Source organism: Burkholderia sp. 572 (assembly GCF_040545135.1).
Taxonomy (GTDB): domain Bacteria; phylum Pseudomonadota; class Gammaproteobacteria; order Burkholderiales; family Burkholderiaceae; genus Burkholderia; species Burkholderia cepacia.
The window spans coordinates 40,077-57,675 of record NZ_JBEPLH010000013.1; the positions used below are offsets into that span (position 1 = coordinate 40,077).

The window sequence follows — 17,599 nt, forward strand, 5'->3', positions numbered from 1 at the left end:
ACGGTGGGCGGTGGTTGCCAAACACCGGAAACGCCCGCATCCTGCCGGCTGCCTGAGCCGGCCCGCTTGGCGGACGGTTCGGCGCCCCTCCCACCCAACGTGAAGCGCCCACCATGACGTCTCCCGACCCAACACCGCGGCAGATCATCGTCTTCGTGCTGTATTCGGTGCTGTGCCTGCCCGCGAGCATGACCGTCGCTGGTTATGCCGCGACCCGGATCACGCAGAACGTATCGAATTTCGAAGGCGGTGCAGGCTACGCCGCGCTCTGGTGGGTCCTCATTCTGACCTGCGTGTTCTGCGGACTGTCGATCGCCCTCTTCGCGCTGCTGCGCAAGAGGATCGCGATCCTTGCGGCCATCACGGTGGGGTTCGCCGTGCTGTCGGTGCCGGCGTTCAGGTTCATTCACGAGCTGGCGACCTAGGCGCGGCGAGTTTGCGCATCACGTCGAAAGCGGCGCACCCGACGGTGCCGCCCACGCCCACCGTCGCAGCCGAACCCAAAAACAAAAAGGCCCGATCTTGCGATCGGGCCTTTCGGATTCCGTTGGTGGAGCGGAGGAGGATCGAACTCCCGACCTTCGCATTGCGAACGCGACGCTCTCCCAGCTGAGCTACCGCCCCAACAGTCGACCATCATACACACGCATTTCTGCGCTTGGCAATAGGGGTTGAGTCACCCCCGATGCCTTACTTTGACGGCGCGCCAGCCAGGACCCATTCGACCACCGAACGCGCGTCGGCGTCGCTCATGCGCGGATGCGCCGGCATCGGAATCGCGCCCCAGACGCCGGAGCCGCCCTCCTTCACCTTCTTCGACAGCTTTGCCACGGCCTGCGGATCGGCCTTGTAGCGGGCGGCGATTTCCTTGAACGACGGGCCGACGAGCTTGCGGTCGACCGCGTGGCAACCCATGCACGCATTGCCGCGCGCCACCTTCAGGCCGTCGCCGACATCCGCGTGCGCGGCGCCCAGCGTGCCCGCCACGAGCGCCGCGGCTGCGGCGCCCTGCATCATCCACGGTTTCAATTGCTTCATCTGCGTGCTCTTCATTGCGACGGTGCCTTCGGGTTGCCCGGGTGCACGCTCGACGAATTCGAGATCGGCGCGGGCGGCTGCAGCGGCGTGGACTGCACCGACGCGTCGGGCACGGCGCCCACCGTCGCGGTATCCGTCGGCGCGGCGGCCTGCGCACCGGACGCGCCGCTCGCGGGCGACGCCGCCTGCAGCGCCTGCGCGTCCTGCGGCTTCACGTACTGGAACACCTTCACGACCTTCTCGACGCCGGGCACCTGGCTGGCGGCTTCCGCGCCGCGATTGCCCTCGTCGACCGTCACGAGCCCCATCAGGTAAAGGTTGCCGCGTTCGCTGACCACCTTGTAGTAGTTCGCCGAGATGCCCTTCGTCGCGATCAGCTCGGACTTCACGCGCCCCTCGAGGTACGAGTCGTTGGCGCGCGACGACAGCGACGACACCGGCTCGACCGACAATTCGTTGACGATGCCGTTCACGTTGTTGATGCCGCGCACGATTTCCTCGGCGCGCTGCTTCGATGCATCGTTCGGCACCTCGCCCGTCAGCAGCACGCGGCGGTTGAACACTGTGACGTTCACGTGCGACTGGTCGGGCAGCCCGTTGTTGATCTGCGTCAGCGACTTGACCTGGATCTCCCGGTCCTCCGTCTGCGCGCCGAGCGTACGGCGGTCGGTCGCGACCAGCGCGCCGCCGCCGGCCGCTGCGCCGACGATCCCGAGCACACAACCCTGCAGCGACACGGCGAGACCCGCCGTCAGCGCGGCGAGCAGCGTGGTTCTGACGAGCGTCTGTTTGACGCGGCTTTGATTCATCGACGGCTCTCCTTCGTTCAATCCTCACCCAGCAGCATCGCGTCGATGCCGTCGCACAGGCAGTGGATGGTCAGCAGATGGACTTCGTGGACGCGCGCCGCACGAACGGCGGGCACGTTGATCGGAATATCGGTGTCGGACAGCGCGGCCGCGACTGCATGGCCGTCGCCGCCCGTCAGCGCGACGACGGTCATCTCGCGCTCGTGCGCTTCGTCGATCGCCGCCAGCACGCGCGGCGACGCGCCGCCCGGATCGAGCACCAGCAGGATGTCGCCGGTCTGGCCGAGCACGCGCACCTGCTGGGCGAACAGTTGCTCGGCGGACACCGCACCCGCGAGGCCGCCCTGCGACGCATCGGTGGCCAGCGCGATCGCGGGCAGGCCCGGACGCTCGCGCTCGAAGCCGCCGACGAGCGACACGGCGAGGTAGTGCGCGGCGGCGGCCGACGGGCCGTCACCACACGCGACGATCTTGTTGCCGTTCGCCAGCGCGGCGAACATCGCATCGACCGCGGCTGCGATCGGCAGCGACAGTGCATCGGCCGCTTCGGCGTGAAGCGCGGCGCTGTCGTGGAAATGTTGCTGAATACGTTCGACTGACATCGATTCCTGGTGAACTGGGCGCGCGGCACGCATCGCGCGACATCGTGGGTGCGGCGAGTTTACCGTACTCCGGCACGCTCTCCGGGGGTCCGGCAAGAACTCTTTACATCTCGTCACAGCTCGCGGCTACGCATCGTCGGCACGAAATGCGTCGCGCAACCACTCGAGCCGCCCGGCCTCGAACGCGACGACGTCGAAGCGGCACGCGGCACCGGCGCCGTGGCGCGCCCAGAACTGGAGCGCGGCCGCCACCAGGCGCCGCCGCTTGCGCCAGCCGACGCTCGCGGCCGCGCCGCCATGCCGGACGCTGCGCCGCGCGCGCACCTCGACGAACACGAGCATGCCGTCGGCCTCGCGCATCACGAGATCGAGCTCGCCGCCGCGCATCGTCACGTTCGCCGCGACGAACACGAGGCCGCGGCGTTCGAGAAACTGCCGTGCACGCTGCTCGAACGCCGCGCCGACCGGCCTGGATCGCGCCGCGCCGGAAAAGTTGTCGCCCGCGCGCGGCAAACCGCGCCCGACGCCCGGCCGCGCCGGCGCCGCGTGGCACAATGCCGTCCTTGTTCCGCTTGCGCCGCGATTGCGCGCATTGCCTGCCATGACTGCCCTCCTCGAACTCGCGCAAACGCAGCACTACCCGGAAGCCGCGCTCTACGTGGTCGCCACGCCGATCGGCAACACCGCCGACATCACGCTGCGCGCGCTGCACGTGCTCGGCCTCGCCGACCGCATCGCGGCCGAAGACACCCGCAACACGGGCCAGCTGCTCGCCCGCTACGGGATGTCGAAGCCGCTCCTCGCCGTGCACGAGCACAACGAACGCGAAGCCGCGCAGCGCGTGATCGAACTGCTGCGCGGCGGCGAACGCGTGGCCTACGTATCGGACGCCGGCACGCCCGGCATCTCGGACCCCGGCGCGCGGCTCGTCGACGCGGTGCGTGCCGCCGGCTTCGCGGTGATCCCGCTGCCGGGCGCGAGCGCGGCGGTGACCGCGCTGAGCGTGGCCGGCGACTGGGCCGGCGCGTTCACGTTCGCGGGCTTCCTGCCGCCGAAGGCCAGGCAGCGCGCGACCGCGCTGCAGGCGCTGGTATCGCACCCGTATGCGCTGGTGTTCTACGAAGCGCCGCACCGGATCGCCGAAACCGTCGCCGCGCTCGCGGATGCGTTCGGCCCCGCGCGCCGGCTGCTGATCGCGCGCGAGCTCACCAAGCTACACGAGCAGCTGTTCCAGGGCACCCTGGCCGAAGGACAGACGTGGCTCGCCGGCGATGCGAACCGGCAGCGCGGCGAATTCGTGCTGGTCGTCGAAGGCGCGCCGGCGACGAGCGGCGAAGCCGACGACACCGCGCACGACGCGCTGCTCAGGCTGCTGCTGGAAGAGGTGCCGGTGAAAAGCGCGGCGAAGCTCGCGGCCGCGCTGACGGGCGCGTCGCGCAACACGCTGTATGCGCGTGCGCTCGCGCTGAAGGATGAAAGCTGACGCGCGAGCCGGCCGGCACCGGGACACCGGTGCCGACGTCGCGCCGTGCAGGAAAGACAAAGGGCTGCCCTCGGGCAGCCCTTTTGCATGAGCGGTCGATCCGCCGCGTTACTTCGTCGAGACCGACGCGAGCATTTCGTCGCGTGCCTCGCGCGCTTCCTGCGGCGACAGCCCTTCGATCTTCACGCGGCCCGTGCCGGCGTGCACGAGGCCGATCATCTTGGCAGCGGCATACGACAGGTCGAGCACGCGGCCGCGCTTGAACGGCCCGCGATCGTTGACCTTCACGACGACCCACTTGCCGGACGACGCGTTCGTCACCTTGATGTACGACGACAGCGGCAGCGTGCGGTGCGCGGCGGTGAGCGCGTTCATGTTGAAGCGTTCGCCGTTCGCAGTGCGGCGGCCGTGGAAATCCCGCCCGTACCACGATGCACGGCCCGTCTGGCGGAAGTCGGACACATCCTTGCCGTCGATCGGCTCGGCGTCCGCCAGCGACGACTTCTTCGCGTCCTTGGCGTCGGCAGCCGGCATCGACGCCAGTGCGGAATCGAAATTCAGTTGCTGCTTGTCGTTGTCCGCCTTCGCGGCACCGGCGGTCTTGTCGACCGCGTTCTTCTGGTTCGCGCTTCCGGTGGTCTGGCTGGGTGGCACCGCGCAGCCCGTCAACGCGAAAAATAATGCAATGGTCCCGAAACGAGTCGGAAATCGTACGTTCATCGACGTGTCGCCTTCTGGTTCGGGCCGCTCCTTCGTCACGCCGCTTCACAGCGCGGACACGCGGCCCGGACGGCAAATGCGTGCACGCCCCGCTCGGATGCGAGCAGGCGGCTAGCATGGGCGCGGCTTTCGTCTATGCCGCAACCGTCCTGATTAGCTTTCACGTCTGGCGCAACCTGTCCCCAACAGCCTGACCAGACCCCACATGCCGCCATCGAACATGGCTTTCACGTTCGCGCGCGTCGAAACGACCAACGCACAGGAACGGCGGCACAGGCCTCATCCGGCGGCGCGGCAGCAGGGCCGCAGGCGGGCGCGCAGCACCCGGCCGGACAAGACGTGAGCACCGAATGCTCGGTGCTGGATACACCGCCGGACTCCCCGGCGGCTGATGCTTGACGGTGCTTCCGACACCCCTTTTTAACGGGGCCGAAACACCAGCGAATGGCGTGAAACTCACGCGCAATGGAGCGCATTATACATAAATCAAAACGCTGTCCTGAAAAGCACCGCCGGCGGACCATTGATTCTCACTATGGCTGTAACAATCGACATGCTCCGGGAATGCCCGGAGGCGCGCACCGCGACGCGCGTCGCGCGGCCGGCAAGCGGCACGCGCGACCGGTACAATCGCTCCTTTTAGCCGCCGGTGCCTCCATGAAAGTCACGCTCATTCCGGTCACGCCGTTCCAGCAGAACTGCTCGCTGCTCGTCTGCGAGAAGACGGGCCGCGCCGCCGTCGTCGATCCGGGCGGCGACCTCGACCGGATCCAGCAGGAAGTCGCGCGGCAGAACGTGCAGGTCGAGAAGGTGCTGCTCACGCACGGGCACATCGATCACTGCGCGGGCGCGAAGACGCTCGCGACGCACTACGGCGTGCCGATCGAAGGGCCGCAGGAAGAAGAGCGCTTCTGGATCGAGAAGCTGCCGATGCAGAGCGAGCGCTTCGGCTTTCCGGCCGCCGAAACCTTCGAGCCGGATCACTGGCTGAACGACGGCGACACCGTGCAGTTCGGCGACGAGACGCTCGAGGTCTATCACTGCCCGGGCCACACGCCCGGCCACGTCGTGTTCTTCAGCCGCGCGCATCGCGTCGCGATCGTCGGCGACGTGCTGTTCGCCGGCTCGATCGGCCGCACCGATTTCCCGCGCGGCAATCACGAGGATCTCGTCCGCTCGATCAAGGAGAAGCTGTGGCCGCTCGGCGACGACGTGACGTTCGTGCCGGGCCACGGCCCGGTGTCGACGTTCGGCGACGAGCGCCGCACGAACCCGTTCGTGTCCGACAAGGCATTCGGATGAACCAGACCGCCATCCCGGAAATCTACGTCAGCACCGACGTCGAGGCCGACGGCCCGATCCCCGGCCCGCACTCGATGCTGAGCTTCGCGTCGGCCGCCTATACCGAGGACAAGCAGCTGATCGCGACCTTCTCGGCCAACCTCGAGACGCTGCCGGGCGCGCAGGCGCACCCGGTGCAGGAAGCGTGGTGGAAGACCGAGCCAGAAGCATGGGCCGCGTGCCGCCGCGACCTGCAGGCGCCCGAGGCGGCGCTCGTCGCGTACGTCGACTGGGTCGAGGCGCTGCCCGGCAAGCCGGTATTCGTCGCGATGCCGGCCGGCTTCGATTTCACGTTCATGTTCTGGTACATGATGCGCTTCGCCGGGCGCTGCCCGTTCTCGTGGTCGGCGCTCGACATCAAGACGCTCGCGTTCGCGATGACGGGCCTGCCGTACCGCAAGGCGATCAAGCCGCGTTTTCCGAAGCACTGGTTCGACGACCATCCGCACACGCACGTCGCGCTCGACGACGCGATCGAGCAAGGCGCGCTGTTCTGCAACATGCTCGCCGACCTGCGCCGCCAGCAGGCCGCGCTCGCTGGCCTCGCGGTATCGGACACCGATCGGTCGGAAAACGCGGGGGCGGGACAAAACCCCACGGATCCGCGAGCAAATTAGCGAATCTCGCTCAGCAACGCGACGCCAGATTGCCTTTCCTTTCCCGGCCCTCTAACATTCAGCATGTTGTTGCTGCCGCATGGAGGCGCAGGTGACGCTCGATTCCTTTTCGCAAAAAATCCTTCGCCTGTTGCAGCTCGACGCGCGCCGTTCCGTTCAGGAAATTTCCGACCAGGTCGGCCTGTCGAGCACGCCGTGCTGGCGCCGCATAAAGGACATGGAACAGTCGGGCGTGATCCAGCGCTACACGGCGCTGCTCGATCGCGAGAAGCTCGGCCTGCACGTCTGCGCGCTCGCGCACGTGCACCTGACCCGCCACAACGAAGGCGGCGTCGAGCAGTTCGAGCGCGAGATCGCGACCTGCCCGGAAGTCACCGAGTGCTACAGCACGACCGGCGAGGCCGATTACATCCTCAAGATCGTCGCGCCGGACATCAAGGCCTACGACGTGTTCCTGCACGAACGCATCTTCAAGATCCCCGCCGTGTCGCAAGTGCGCACGAGTGTCGTGCTGCGCGAGATCAAGTTCGACACGCAGCTGCCGCTGTAACGGCTGTCACGCGCACTCACGCGCGCACGGCCCGCCGGCGGCAGGTCACGCCTGCGCGGGCATCGTGCGCGTGAAGCCGATCCGGCGCGCGCCGAACTCGCGCTTCAGCGCGTCGGCGTCGAGCCGGCCGGCCAGCGCCGCATCGGTGTCGTGCGGATCGCACGCAAGCGTCACGTCGATCTCGAGCCCCGTGCTCAGGTAATGCAGGTTGATCGCCGCCGCATGCAGCCCGCGCTGCGCGAGCGCGGCCTCGAGCCGCGCCGCGATCTCGCCGCGCGGCGGCAGCGCGAGCGCCGGACGGCGCGCCGCGTCGTTCTCGGGGTCGACGTGGATCAGCGCGTCGAGCACGCGCGGGTCGCGCAGCACGCGTGCACGTGCGGTTTCCGCGATGTAATGCCCTTCGGAGACGGAGATCATCGGATCGACGAGGATGTGCGCGTCGACGAGCGCCGCATCGCCCATCTTGCGCGTGCGCAGGTCGTGCACGTCGCGCACGCCCGGCGTCGCGGCGAGCAGCGCGCGGATCTCGGCCGTATCGGTGGTGTCGAGCGCGCGGTCGGAGAGATCCTGCAACGCGTCATAGCCGAACGTCCAGCCCATGCGCGCGACCATGAAGCCGACGATCGCCGCCGCGATCGGATCGAGCAGCCGCACGCCGGCCAGGCTGCCGACGATGCCGATCGCGACGACGAGCGACGAAGCGGCATCCGAACGCGCATGCCACGCGTTCGCGACGAGCATCGCCGAGCGCACGCGCCGCGCTTCGCGCAGCATGTAGCGAAACAGCGCCTCTTTCGACACGAGCACCGTCAGCGCGACGACCAGCGCGGAAAAATGTACCGCCGGAATGTTTTCGAGATTAACTAGACGGTCGCCGGCCCGCCACAGCATGCCGACGCCGACTGCAATCAGGATTGCGCCGAGAAACAGCGACGCGACGGTCTCGTAGCGGCTGTGCCCGTAATTGTGGTCGGCGTCCGGCGATGCGCCGCTATGCCGATTCGCAACCAGCACGACAAAATCCGAGATCAAATCGGAAATCGAATGCACCCCGTCGGCAATCAATGCTTGCGAATGCGCAATCGTGCCGACGACGATCTGAAATGTCGCAAGCACGACATTCAGCACAATACTGACGAACGTACTCTTGCGTGCAACCGCGTGCTTATCTGCGCTCTGCGCGTCGCCGGAAAACGTGGACATGAAATATGAGATATCGGTGTGCGGTACCCAATTCTATCAAGGGCGCCCCGCGAATCCCGCCAATACCCGTAAATTTCTTATTCAAATCAATCGCTTATGCGAACAGGTCGTATTCCCATTCGCACCCTCGATTATTACATTTCCATGACAACGCCATGCGCGTGGCGGCCGCTGAAAACAAAAAAGCCGCGCTCCTGAACGGACACGCGGCTCTTTTGAAGCGCAGGCGACTTAAACAGACGTTTAAATCGCAAACTGTTCGCGGTTCTTGCCCGCGATCCAGCGCGGCGGCTTGCCGCGGCCCGACCACGTCGCGCCCGTTTCCGGATCGCGGTATTTCGCGGCGACGCCAGCGCGCGGACGGCCAACCTTGCCTGCCTTCGCGCGGCTGAGACCGAGTTCGGCGAGCGAAAAGCCGTAGTCGGCAATTTTCTGCTTCACGTCATTCAGCACTTCAGCGTATTCACGCGACTTCGCTTCTTCGATTTGCTTCTCCAGCTTCTCCCGCTGGGCCAGCAGGTCCTTGTAAGAAGACATAGTTTCCCTTTCTATCTGACTAATGGCGCCGGTCTGCAGCCAGCTCACCATTCATGAAATATATGTGCCTCGGATTTTCGAAGGCAGAGATTAGCACAAAAAAGATTTGATAGAAGCGAGATTCATGAAAATACCGAGATCAATTGAAATTCACTCGTGTCATTTTGACCGGCCGCGGCCTTTTCTCAAATTTTTACGTTCCTACACAGAGATTAGGACATTAGCCATTGGCTATTAGGTCTATCAACATACGCAATTACCCTGCATTCGGAAAAATAGAAGCTTTCATCGGACGACAGTTTTACGAAAATCGGACGGCGCCGCACGCTAAACGGACAAACCGCGGACAAGCCGGCACCGCGGCGTCACGTCACATCCCGCGCGCACGCAATCAGCCGCTCGCGCAACGCGCCCACGTCGGCCAATGGCGTATCGAACGGCGTGCGCACATGGCGGCCTTCGTGTCGCCAGTCGGCGCCGTGACGATCGACGCCGAGCAATTCGAGCCCGTCGCGGCGCGCCGCGCCGCCGTCGTACGCGTCCCATAACGCCTGTTCCTCGTCCAAGGCGAGCGGCGGCAGCGCATCGAGATGCGTGCCGTCGACCCAGCCCATGCGCCCGAAACCGCCGATATAGCGCAGCCGCTCGACGTCGAGCGCCCAGAACGTGAAATCGCCGAGCGCCAGATAGCGCGCGGCGTCCGGCTCGTAGCGCAGGTAGCGCGCGGTGACGTGCGGATCGTCGCCGAGCGGCACGAACCGGCCGAGCAGCGTCGCGCGCTCGGCGTTCAGCACGTCGCCGCCGGACGCGTCGACGACGAGGAAGCCCGCGCGCGGATCGGCGGCCAGGTTGCGCGTGTGCTCCGCGAGGCCGCTCACGAGGATCACCGGACGATGGCTTGCATCGGGTGCAAACGGAACGACCGTCGGATACGGGAAGCCCTGCGGATCGCGCGCATGGGTGGCGAGCGTGCCGAGCGCGCAGCGGTGCAGCAGATGCAGGGCGAGAGCGGGATCGATGTTCAAGAGGACTCCTGCGGTCGAAGGGCGGCGCGCCGGGCACGCCATGCGCTTCGATGTTACCCGCGGGCGCGCTACGCCGCGCATCGGCCGAACGGCCAATGCGGCGAATACCGGGCACCACGACCGCCCGATCATCGGCCAAGCGGCCAAGCGGCCATCGCCCGGCAGGATCGTAAGCGGTTCGATAGAATCGGACGGGTCCGACGGGCGCCGCGTGCGTCCGCGCATTTCCTTTGACGAGCCTTTCCGTGTCCGAATCCTCCTCCCCCGAATCGTCCTCCCCGTTCGCCGCGCCGCCCGACGCGCATCGCGTGCTGCCGCTGCCGGCCCGCCAGCGCGCGCGCACGGCGTCGATGGCGCTGTTCTTCGTCGCCGGCATGATGTACGCGTCCTGGGGCGTGCACGTGCCGACCGTGCGCGACAAGTTCGCGCTGAGCCCCGGCCTGCTGTCGATCGCGCTGTTCGCGGTCGCCGGCGGCTCGATCGCCGCGATGCTGACCATCGCGCGCTGGATCACCCGCGTCGGCTCGCGCACCGCGTGCCTCGCCGGCGGGCTCGTGATGTCCGCGTGCGCGGCGCTGATCCTCGTCGTGCCCGACTACTGGATGCTGCTCGCGGTGCTCGCGCTGTTCGGTTTCTCGATGGCCACGCTCGACGTCGCGATGAACGCCGAGGCCAGCGCCGTCGAGATCGCGCTCGGCAAGCCGATCATGTCGTCGCTGCACGGGATGTTCAGCATCGGCGGGATGGCGGGCGCGGCCGCCGGCGGCGCGCTGCTGTCGGCCGGCATGGCGCCGGTCGCGCATCTCGCGCTCGCGGCAGCCGTGAGCGCCACGGTGCTCGTGGCCGCCAGCCCGGCCGTGTTGCCGCACGTGCCGCACCACGAACACGCGCATGGCGGCGGCAACCGCTGGCGCTCGCCCGCGTTGTGGATGCTCGGCGGCATCGCGCTGATCGCACTGGTCGCCGAAGGCGCGATGTACGACTGGGCGACGGTCTACATGCGCGACGTCGTCGCGGCGAGCCCCGCGCTCGCGAGCGCCGCGTATGCGGCATTCTCGGGCGGGATGGCCATCGCGCGCTTCGCGGGCGACGCCGTGCGCGCGCGCTTCGGCGCGCCGCAGCTCGTATTCGCGAGCGCGTCGCTCGCATGCGCGGGGATGATCGGCGCGCTGCTGCTGCCGAACCCGGTCGCGGTGCTGACCGGCTTCACGCTGATGGGCCTCGGCCTCGCGAACATGATGCCCGTGCTGTTCGCGGCCGCCGCGCGCGTAAAAGGCATCCACGCGGCCGAAGGGCTTGCGCACGTGGCGGGGCTCGCGTATTTCGGGCTGTTGTTCGGCCCGGTCGTGATCGGTGCGGTCGCGCAGGCCGCGAACCTGACGATCGGCCTGTCGGTCGTCGCGCTGTGCGCGGCGCTCGTCGCGCTGGTCGCGCCGAAGGTGCTCGCACACCTGAAGATCTGACGGTGCGGCGCTCGCCGCGCCGAACGGTCAAAGGGAAACAAAAAGAAAACGCGCATGCGTTGCCGCATGCGCGTTTTCACCCCTTCTGTTGACCGCCTGTTGCGTTACATCTTCACTTCGTCGAGCAGCGACTTCTTGCCGCCCTTGTAGTTGTACAGCGAGATCACGCCGTGCTGCAGGTCGCCCTTCGAGTCGAAGGTCGTCGTGCCGATCACGCCCGAGTAGTTCGTCGCCGGCATCGCGGCGAGGATCTTCGCCGGATCCGTCGAGTTCGAGCGCTTCATCGCGTCGACGATGATGTACACGGCGTCATACGTGAACGGTGCGTAGATCTGGATCGGCTGGCCGAAACGCTTCTCGTACTTCGCCTTGAACGCCGCGCCGCCCGCCATCTTCTCGAGCGAGGCACCGGCTTCCGAGCACACCACGTTGTCGGTCGCGTCGCCGGCCAGGTCGGCCAGCTTTTCCGTGCACACGCCGTCGCCCGCGAAGATCTTCGCGCGCAGGCCGAGCTGCTTCGCCTGTTTCGCGAACGGGCCGCCGGTGGCGTCCATGCCGCCGTACATGATCGCGTCCGGGTTCTCGCCCTTGATCTTGGTCAGAATCGCGCGGAAGTCGACCGCCTTGTCGTTCGTCGCGTCATGCGACATCACCTTCAGGCCGAGCGCCTTCGCCTTCTTCTCGAACTCGTTCGCGAGACCCTGGCCGTAGGCGGTCGAATCGTCGACCACCGCCACGCTCTTGATGCCCTTCGAGTGCGCGTAGTTCGCGAGTGCCGGGCCCTGCTGCGCATCGGTGGCCACCACGCGGTACGTGGTCTTGAAGCCCTGCTGCGTGTAGGCCGGGTTCGTGGCCGACGGCGAGATCTGCACGATGCCCGCATCGCTGTAGATCTTCGAGGCCGGGATCGACGTGCCCGAGTTCAGGTGGCCGACCACCGCGACGACCTTGTCGTCGACGAGCTTCTGCGCAACCTGCGTGGCCTGCCGCGGGTCGGCCGCGTCATCCTGCGGGTCGAGTTGCAGCGTGATCTTCTGGCCGCCGACCGTAAGACCCTTCGCGTTGATTTCCTCGACGGCGAGACGCGCGCCGTTTTCGTTGTCCTTGCCCAGGTGTGCAATGCCGCCCGTCAACGGCGCGACGTGGCCGATCTTGACGACTTGATCGGCTGACGCGTTGCTTGCAGCTGCAGCGCACAGCATCGCTGCGGCGGTGATCGGCAACAGCTTTTGCATCTTGATATTCATGTAAGTCTCCAGTTCGGTCCCAAAAAACGCCATCGCCCGGTGCCCCGCTGCCATCCCTGTGTTTGCAATCACTGGACGATTCGCCGGATGCATCGTTCATGCACTTGGCCTCAAGCACGTGAAAACCGCCGCTTTTAGCGGCCGCCCGTCCGTACTTGCGCGCAAGTGTAGGTGATCAAATTAATTTGTGGGACTTTTTTGGGGTAGTGGTAACACTACCGATATGCGCACTTTGGAACGACTACTCGAATATCGCTGCAAGCCCCGCCGGATAAGGGTTTCCGCTAATTCCCGAGGCTTCGCCGAAAGGTCGCTTCAACGCATTCCCGGGGCATTTCGATTCGGTATTTTGTGCCCGGGATCATTGAATGAAACGCGCGTGACAGCGCGCGTTTCGTCGTCCGGCATGAACGATTCAGGCAGCCGCCGCACGCCATTCGGCATCGAGCGCGGCGACGAGCTGCGACGTCGTCAGCGCATCGCCGCGCCGCCGCGCGAGCGGCGCGCCCTGCCCGGCCCACAGCGACAGGTAGTCGCCGTCGTTCGCGCGCGCGGCGGCCTGGCGCAGCGGCTGCGTCAGCGCGTTCTGCACCGGGTACGGCGCGACGTCGGCCACGCGCTCGCCGAGCCGCGCCATCAGCGTATTGCGCAGCCCGCGCGCGTGGCGGCCGGTGATCGCGCGCGTGACCTGCGTCGACGTATCGGTGCTCGCGAGCAGGCGCGCTTTCCAGTCCGCCGCGATCGCGCTTTCCGTGCAGGTGAGGAACGCGGTTCCGAGCTGCGCGCCCTGTGCGCCGAGCGCAAGCGCGGCCGCGATCCCGCGGCCGTCCATGATGCCGCCCGCGGCGAGCACGGGCAGGCCCGTCGCGTCGACCAGTTGCGGCACGAGCGCGAACGTGCCGATCAGCGCGTCGTCGGCGGAACCGATGAACGTGCCGCGATGGCCGCCCGCCTCGGCGCCCTGCGCGGACAACGCGTCGGCGCCGGCCGCCTGCCATGCGAGCCCCTCGGCCACGTGCGTCGCCGTGCCGATCACGTAGGTGCCGGCGGCCTTCAGGCGCGCGACGTCGGCCGCGTCGAGCACGCCGAACGTGAAGCTGGCAACGGGCACGCGCAGCGCCACCAGCGCATCGAGTTGCGCACGGAAATCCGGCGCGTAGCGCGCGGGCGCGGTGCCCGGCGGCAATCCGAGCGCCGCGTTCAGCGGGTCGATCGCGGCCAGCGCGCGCGCGACGGTCGCCGCGTCGGGCGTCGCGTCCGGCAGCACGAACAGGTTGATCGCGAACGGGCGGGCGGTCGCCGCGCGGATGGCTTCGACTTCGCCCGCGATGCGCTCGGGCGCGAACGCGGCGGCGCCGAGACTGCCGAGCGCGCCGGCATTCGATGCGGCGGCGACCATCGCGGCCGTGGTCGCGCCGACCATCGGCGCCTGCACGAGCGGCACGCGCAGGCCGAAGCGTTCGGAAAAGGGCGTGGAAAACAGGCGGGCAGACATGGCGAATCCTTCGATGACGATGCGCGAAAGCGCTTTGTAAAGGCTGGCACATCGACTCTATCGAAGCGGCGCCGCGCCGAAAAATGAATAATCGAGATCGAAACGATCGCTGCGCGAGAAGCAGGCACGTGTCCTGCGCCGATACACGATCGGCGGCACATGAGGCCGCCTCCCTCACCCCGGGGGGCGCGTCCTGCACCGTCACACGATCGGTGGCACACTAGGCCGCCTCTCTCACCCCCGGGGCGCGCATCGCGCACCCCGTTCGCCAGGAGTTCAGAACGTGACTGCCCAATGGATCGACATCCCGATCGGTAACGACAGCTTCGGCGGCTATCTCGCGCTGCCCAAGCGCGGCACTGGCCCTGCCGTCATCATCATCCAGGAGATCTTCGGCGTGAACTCGCACATCCGCGCGGTCGCCGACCAGTACGCGTCCGACGGCTTCGTCGCGCTCGCGCCGGACGTGTTCTGGCGCACGCAGCCGCGCGTCGAGCTGACCTATGAAGGCGCGGATCGCGACAAGGGCATCGAGCTGATGAAAAAGACCGACGTGGGCCTCGCGGTCGCGGACATCGGCGCGGCCGCCGATGCGTTGCGCGCGCGCCCCGAAGTGGCCGGCAAGATCGCCGCGATCGGCTACTGCTTCGGCGGCCAGCTCGCGTACCGCGCGGCCGCGACCGGCAAGATCGACGCGGCCGTGGCCTACTACGGCGGCGGCATCCAGAACGCACTCGACCTCGCCGGCAAGGTCACGCAGCCGATCCTGTTCCACTACGCCGAAAACGACCACGGCATCCCGCTCACGGCCGTCGACCAGGTGAAGGCCGCGTTCGCCGGCCACGGCCATGCGTCGTTCCACGTCTATCCGGGCGCCGAGCACGGCTTCAACTGCACGGATCGCGCGTCGTACAACCAGCGCGCATCGGCGCTCGCACACGGCCGCACGCTGACCTTCCTCGCCGAGCACCTCTAAAAACGGGCGGCAGCGGGCCCCTTGCAGCGGGCCCGCGTTATGCTGCCGACATCGCCACGCGTCACAACGGGGGTGACTGCGATGCACTCGGACTATCTCGCGCACGACGCGATCGGCCTCGCCGCACTGGTACGCGAACGCAAGGCGAGCCCGCGCGAACTGCTCGACGCCGCGATCGGCCAGGCCGAAGCGGTCAACAGCGCGATCAACGCGATCGTGCTGCAGGACTATGAAGCCGCACGCCAGCGTGCGGTCGCCGCGCCGGACGGCGGCGCCGACGCGCCGTTCGCCGGCGTGCCGTATCTGGTCAAGGATCTCGGCGCGGCGGTGGCCGGGCTGCCGCTGTCGATGGGCAGCCGGCACTACCGGTATTTCGTGCCTGACGACGATTCGCCGGTGATCGCGCGAAGCCGCGCGGCCGGGCTCAACGTGTTCGGCAAGACCAATACGTCGGAAATCGGCCAGATGCCGTACACGGAACCCGAACTGTTCGGCGCGTGCCGCAATCCGTGGAATCTCGACCACACGCCCGGCGGCTCGAGCGGCGGCGCGGCCGCGGCCGTCGCGGCCGGCATCGTGCCGCTCGCGCATGCGTCCGACGGCGGCGGCTCGATCCGCATTCCGGCGTCGTGCTGCGGGCTGTTCGGCCTGAAGCCGACCCGCAACCCGGTCCTCGTCGACCGGCCGTCGAACGGCGAGCTGGTCGTCCAGCATGCGGTCACGCGCAGCGTGCGCGACAGCGCGCTGCTGCTCGACGTGACGACCGGCCAGACCTTGCCGACCGGCGCGCCCGGCACGTTCCTCGGCGAGCTCGACACGCCGCCCGGCCCGCTGCGGATCGGCCTCGTGCTCGACCCGATGCTCGCGCCGGCGCTCGCCGACGACACCCGCGCGGCGCTCGACGACGCGGCCGCGCTGCTCGAATCGCTCGGCCACCACGTCGAGCCGGCGACGCTGAACGTCAACTACGCACGCACGGCCGAAACCTTCCTCACGCTGTGGGCGACGATCGCCGAGGAGATGGTGCTCGGCGCACGCGCGCTGACCGGCCGCACGCCGAAGCGCGGCGAATTCGAAGCCGCGACGTGGGCGATGGCCGTGGTCGGCCGGCGCCTCGCGCGCACCCGCCTGCCGGACGTGCTCGAATGGCAGCGCCAGCTCACCGTGCAGGTCGCCGGCATCGTGTCGCGCTACGACGCGATCCTGTGCGCATCGCTCGCCGGGCCGCCGGTGAAGATCGGCGAATTGCAGCCGACGCCGTTCGAATCGGCGCAGATGAAGGTGCTCGCCGCGCTGCCGGTGAAGCCGCTGCTGAAGGAAATGCTCGCGAGGTCGTCGGAAAAGGCGTTCACGTGGGCCGGCTGCACCGAGCTGTTCAACCTGACCGGCCAGCCGGCGATGTCGGTGCCGCTCTACTGGAACGCGCGCGGGCTGCCGATCGGCGTGCAGTTCGCCGCGCGCCACACCGACGACGCGTTGCTGCTCAGGCTGGCACGGCAGCTCGAACAGGCGCGGCCGTGGTTCGACCGCCGCCCGCCGCTGATGCAGGCGCAGCGCTGACGCGCGCGGCCCCGCTCCGCAACCCTCGAAAAAAAGCCCCGCCGGCAGAACCGGCGGGGCTTTCGCACATGCAGTCGCGTGACCGCGCCTACACGTCGAGCCGTTCACAGATCGTCCGCGTCGCGGCCGCCGTGTTCAGCGTGTAGAAATGCAGCCCGGGCACGCCCGCGTCGACCAGACGCTGGCACAGGCCCGTGACGACGTCCGCGCCGAACGCGCGGATCGACTCGCGATCGTCGCCGAAGCTCTCGAGCCGGCGCGCCACCCAGCGCGGCACTTCGGCACCGCACATCTCGGAGAAGCGCATCAGCTGCGAGAAGTTCGTGATCGGCATGATGCCCGGCACGATCGGCACGTCCACGCCCAGCTTGCGCGCATCGTCGACGAAGCGGAAATACGCGTCGGCGTTGAAGAAGTACTGCGTGATCGCGGAATTCGCGCCGGCTTTCACCTTGCGCGCGAAATTCTCGAGATCGGCCTTCGGCGAACGCGATTGCGGGTGGTACTCCGGGTAGCCGGCGACCTCGATGTGGAACCAGTCGCCATGCTCGGCGCGGATGAAGCTGACGAGCTCGGACGCATAACGCAGCTCGCCGACCGCGCCCATCCCGGACGGCAGGTCGCCGCGCAGCGCGACGATGTGCCGGATGCCGTACGAGCGGTACTGGTCGAGGATCGCGCGCAGGCTGTCGCGCGACGAGCCGATGCACGACAGGTGCGGCGCGGCCTCGAGGCCGTCCTTCTGCATGTCGAGCACGGTATCGAGCGTGCCCTGCTGCGTCGAGCCGCCGGCGCCGAACGTCACGGAGACGAATTTCGGCTTCAGCGGCATCAGTTGCGCACGCGTGGCGCGCAGCTTCTCGACGCCTTCCGCCGTCTTCGGCGGGAAGAATTCAAACGAGAGTTCGATCGGTTTCATGATTCGGTGGGAAC

19 protein-coding genes and 1 tRNA gene are annotated in these 17,599 nt (G+C 67.6%); 8 read left to right on the plus strand and 12 right to left on the minus strand.

Annotated elements, in window-relative coordinates; translation table 11 throughout:
• Positions 1 to 113: 113 nt before the first annotated feature.
• Positions 114 to 425, plus strand: coding sequence for a hypothetical protein (locus ABIC51_RS24260; RefSeq protein ID WP_060174997.1), 312 nt, complete (start codon positions 114 to 116; stop codon positions 423 to 425).
• A gap of 123 nt (positions 426 to 548) precedes the next feature.
• Here ABIC51_RS24260 and ABIC51_RS24265 read toward each other — a convergent pair.
• From ABIC51_RS24265 to ABIC51_RS24285, 5 genes are all read right to left on the minus strand, one after another.
• Positions 549 to 624 (minus strand) — tRNA-Ala (locus ABIC51_RS24265).
• Between the two features lie 66 nt (positions 625 to 690).
• Entirely contained in the window at positions 691 to 1,053 is a 363-nt protein-coding gene (locus ABIC51_RS24270) for a c-type cytochrome (RefSeq protein WP_354006659.1), read from the minus strand.
• Positions 1,050 to 1,847 carry a BON domain-containing protein gene (locus tag ABIC51_RS24275; RefSeq protein ID WP_354006660.1) on the minus strand — a complete coding sequence of 266 codons (798 nt, stop codon included), beginning with the start codon at positions 1,845 to 1,847 and terminating at the stop codon, positions 1,050 to 1,052. The genes ABIC51_RS24270 and ABIC51_RS24275 overlap by 4 nt, the downstream gene beginning before the upstream one ends.
• A 17-nt stretch (positions 1,848 to 1,864) precedes the next feature.
• Positions 1,865 to 2,449 carry an SIS domain-containing protein gene (locus ABIC51_RS24280; protein WP_124816010.1) on the minus strand — a complete coding sequence of 195 codons (585 nt, stop codon included), beginning with the start codon at positions 2,447 to 2,449 and terminating at the stop codon, positions 1,865 to 1,867.
• A gap of 126 nt (positions 2,450 to 2,575) precedes the next feature.
• Positions 2,576 to 3,004, minus strand: a complete 429-nt coding sequence (locus tag ABIC51_RS24285; RefSeq protein ID WP_226231087.1) for a YraN family protein — start codon at positions 3,002 to 3,004, stop codon at positions 2,576 to 2,578.
• 46 nt (positions 3,005 to 3,050) lie between these two features.
• Between ABIC51_RS24285 and rsmI the strand changes: the two genes are divergently transcribed.
• Positions 3,051 to 3,932: a 16S rRNA (cytidine(1402)-2'-O)-methyltransferase gene (gene rsmI / locus ABIC51_RS24290; protein ID WP_027788622.1), complete on the plus strand. Its 882-nt coding sequence runs from the start codon at positions 3,051 to 3,053 to the stop codon at positions 3,930 to 3,932.
• A gap of 108 nt (positions 3,933 to 4,040) precedes the next feature.
• Here rsmI and ABIC51_RS24295 read toward each other — a convergent pair whose 3' ends face one another.
• On the minus strand, positions 4,041 to 4,652 hold the full coding sequence (locus ABIC51_RS24295; protein ID WP_027788623.1) for a septal ring lytic transglycosylase RlpA family protein: 612 nt from the start codon (positions 4,650 to 4,652) through the stop codon (positions 4,041 to 4,043).
• Between the two features lie 657 nt (positions 4,653 to 5,309).
• Between ABIC51_RS24295 and ABIC51_RS24300 the strand changes: the two genes are divergently transcribed.
• The 3 genes from ABIC51_RS24300 to ABIC51_RS24310 all read left to right on the plus strand — a co-directional run bounded on the left by ABIC51_RS24300 (position 5,310) and on the right by ABIC51_RS24310 (position 7,160).
• Complete coding sequence (locus ABIC51_RS24300) at positions 5,310 to 5,954, plus strand: MBL fold metallo-hydrolase (RefSeq protein ID WP_027788624.1); 645 nt, start codon at positions 5,310 to 5,312, stop codon at positions 5,952 to 5,954.
• Entirely contained in the window at positions 5,951 to 6,610 is a 660-nt protein-coding gene (locus ABIC51_RS24305) for a 3'-5' exonuclease family protein (RefSeq protein WP_027788625.1), read from the plus strand. The genes ABIC51_RS24300 and ABIC51_RS24305 overlap by 4 nt, the downstream gene beginning before the upstream one ends.
• A gap of 79 nt (positions 6,611 to 6,689) precedes the next feature.
• The gene (locus ABIC51_RS24310; RefSeq protein WP_006477376.1) at positions 6,690 to 7,160 is read left to right on the plus strand and encodes an Lrp/AsnC family transcriptional regulator; all 471 of its coding nucleotides are present in this window, start codon (positions 6,690 to 6,692) and stop codon (positions 7,158 to 7,160) included.
• Positions 7,161 to 7,205: 45 nt separating this feature from the next.
• On the opposite strand, the gene ABIC51_RS24315 is transcribed toward ABIC51_RS24310, so the two are convergent.
• From ABIC51_RS24315 to ABIC51_RS24325, 3 genes are all read right to left on the minus strand, one after another.
• Positions 7,206 to 8,363 (minus strand): cation diffusion facilitator family transporter, encoded by a 1,158-nt coding sequence (locus ABIC51_RS24315; RefSeq protein ID WP_027788626.1) that lies wholly within the window; start codon positions 8,361 to 8,363, stop codon positions 7,206 to 7,208.
• A 243-nt stretch (positions 8,364 to 8,606) separates the two neighbouring features.
• Complete coding sequence (locus ABIC51_RS24320; RefSeq protein WP_006491875.1) at positions 8,607 to 8,900, minus strand: H-NS histone family protein; 294 nt, start codon at positions 8,898 to 8,900, stop codon at positions 8,607 to 8,609.
• Positions 8,901 to 9,265: 365 nt separating this feature from the next.
• On the minus strand, positions 9,266 to 9,925 hold the full coding sequence (locus ABIC51_RS24325; protein ID WP_354006661.1) for a HugZ family pyridoxamine 5'-phosphate oxidase: 660 nt from the start codon (positions 9,923 to 9,925) through the stop codon (positions 9,266 to 9,268).
• Between the two features lie 245 nt (positions 9,926 to 10,170).
• On the opposite strand from ABIC51_RS24325, the gene ABIC51_RS24330 reads away from it, so the two are divergent.
• On the plus strand, positions 10,171 to 11,388 hold the full coding sequence (locus ABIC51_RS24330; protein ID WP_226161551.1) for an MFS transporter: 1,218 nt from the start codon (positions 10,171 to 10,173) through the stop codon (positions 11,386 to 11,388).
• 104 nt (positions 11,389 to 11,492) lie between these two features.
• Here ABIC51_RS24330 and ABIC51_RS24335 read toward each other — a convergent pair whose 3' ends face one another.
• Positions 11,493 to 12,635 (minus strand): branched-chain amino acid ABC transporter substrate-binding protein, encoded by a 1,143-nt coding sequence (locus ABIC51_RS24335; RefSeq protein ID WP_059687857.1) that lies wholly within the window; start codon positions 12,633 to 12,635, stop codon positions 11,493 to 11,495.
• 415 nt (positions 12,636 to 13,050) lie between these two features.
• Positions 13,051 to 14,130 (minus strand): NAD(P)H-dependent flavin oxidoreductase, encoded by a 1,080-nt coding sequence (locus ABIC51_RS24340; RefSeq protein ID WP_354006662.1) that lies wholly within the window; start codon positions 14,128 to 14,130, stop codon positions 13,051 to 13,053.
• Between the two features lie 283 nt (positions 14,131 to 14,413).
• Between ABIC51_RS24340 and ABIC51_RS24345 the strand changes: the two genes are divergently transcribed.
• Positions 14,414 to 15,106, plus strand: a complete 693-nt coding sequence (locus ABIC51_RS24345) for a dienelactone hydrolase family protein (RefSeq protein WP_226129783.1) — start codon at positions 14,414 to 14,416, stop codon at positions 15,104 to 15,106.
• A gap of 81 nt (positions 15,107 to 15,187) precedes the next feature.
• Positions 15,188 to 16,666 (plus strand): amidase, encoded by a 1,479-nt coding sequence (locus ABIC51_RS24350; RefSeq protein WP_226129781.1) that lies wholly within the window; start codon positions 15,188 to 15,190, stop codon positions 16,664 to 16,666.
• A gap of 88 nt (positions 16,667 to 16,754) precedes the next feature.
• Here ABIC51_RS24350 and metF read toward each other — a convergent pair whose 3' ends face one another.
• On the minus strand, positions 16,755 to 17,585 hold the full coding sequence (gene metF, locus ABIC51_RS24355; protein WP_021164275.1) for a methylenetetrahydrofolate reductase [NAD(P)H]: 831 nt from the start codon (positions 17,583 to 17,585) through the stop codon (positions 16,755 to 16,757).
• Between the last annotated feature and the right edge of the window lie 14 nt (positions 17,586 to 17,599).

Bases quoted from the DNA above. Each gene is read 5' to 3' on its own strand.
- ABIC51_RS24350 (WP_226129781.1), top strand. From the start codon at position 15,188: ATGCACTCGGACTATCTCGCGCACGACGCGATCGGCCTCGCCGCACTG.
- ABIC51_RS24270 (WP_354006659.1), bottom strand. From the start codon at position 1,053: ATGAAGAGCACGCAGATGAAGCAATTGAAACCGTGGATGATGCAGGGC.
- ABIC51_RS24305 (WP_027788625.1), top strand. From the start codon at position 5,951: ATGAACCAGACCGCCATCCCGGAAATCTACGTCAGCACCGACGTCGAG.
- ABIC51_RS24335 (WP_059687857.1), bottom strand. From the start codon at position 12,635: ATGAATATCAAGATGCAAAAGCTGTTGCCGATCACCGCCGCAGCGATG.
- ABIC51_RS24295 (WP_027788623.1), bottom strand. From the start codon at position 4,652: ATGAACGTACGATTTCCGACTCGTTTCGGGACCATTGCATTATTTTTC.
- ABIC51_RS24280 (WP_124816010.1), bottom strand. From the start codon at position 2,449: ATGTCAGTCGAACGTATTCAGCAACATTTCCACGACAGCGCCGCGCTT.
- ABIC51_RS24315 (WP_027788626.1), bottom strand. From the start codon at position 8,363: ATGTCCACGTTTTCCGGCGACGCGCAGAGCGCAGATAAGCACGCGGTT.
- ABIC51_RS24340 (WP_354006662.1), bottom strand. From the start codon at position 14,130: ATGTCTGCCCGCCTGTTTTCCACGCCCTTTTCCGAACGCTTCGGCCTG.
- ABIC51_RS24275 (WP_354006660.1), bottom strand. From the start codon at position 1,847: ATGAATCAAAGCCGCGTCAAACAGACGCTCGTCAGAACCACGCTGCTC.
- ABIC51_RS24260 (WP_060174997.1), top strand. From the start codon at position 114: ATGACGTCTCCCGACCCAACACCGCGGCAGATCATCGTCTTCGTGCTG.
- metF (WP_021164275.1), bottom strand. From the start codon at position 17,585: ATGAAACCGATCGAACTCTCGTTTGAATTCTTCCCGCCGAAGACGGCG.
- ABIC51_RS24310 (WP_006477376.1), top strand. From the start codon at position 6,690: ATGGAGGCGCAGGTGACGCTCGATTCCTTTTCGCAAAAAATCCTTCGC.
- ABIC51_RS24320 (WP_006491875.1), bottom strand. From the start codon at position 8,900: ATGTCTTCTTACAAGGACCTGCTGGCCCAGCGGGAGAAGCTGGAGAAG.
- ABIC51_RS24300 (WP_027788624.1), top strand. From the start codon at position 5,310: ATGAAAGTCACGCTCATTCCGGTCACGCCGTTCCAGCAGAACTGCTCG.
- rsmI (WP_027788622.1), top strand. From the start codon at position 3,051: ATGACTGCCCTCCTCGAACTCGCGCAAACGCAGCACTACCCGGAAGCC.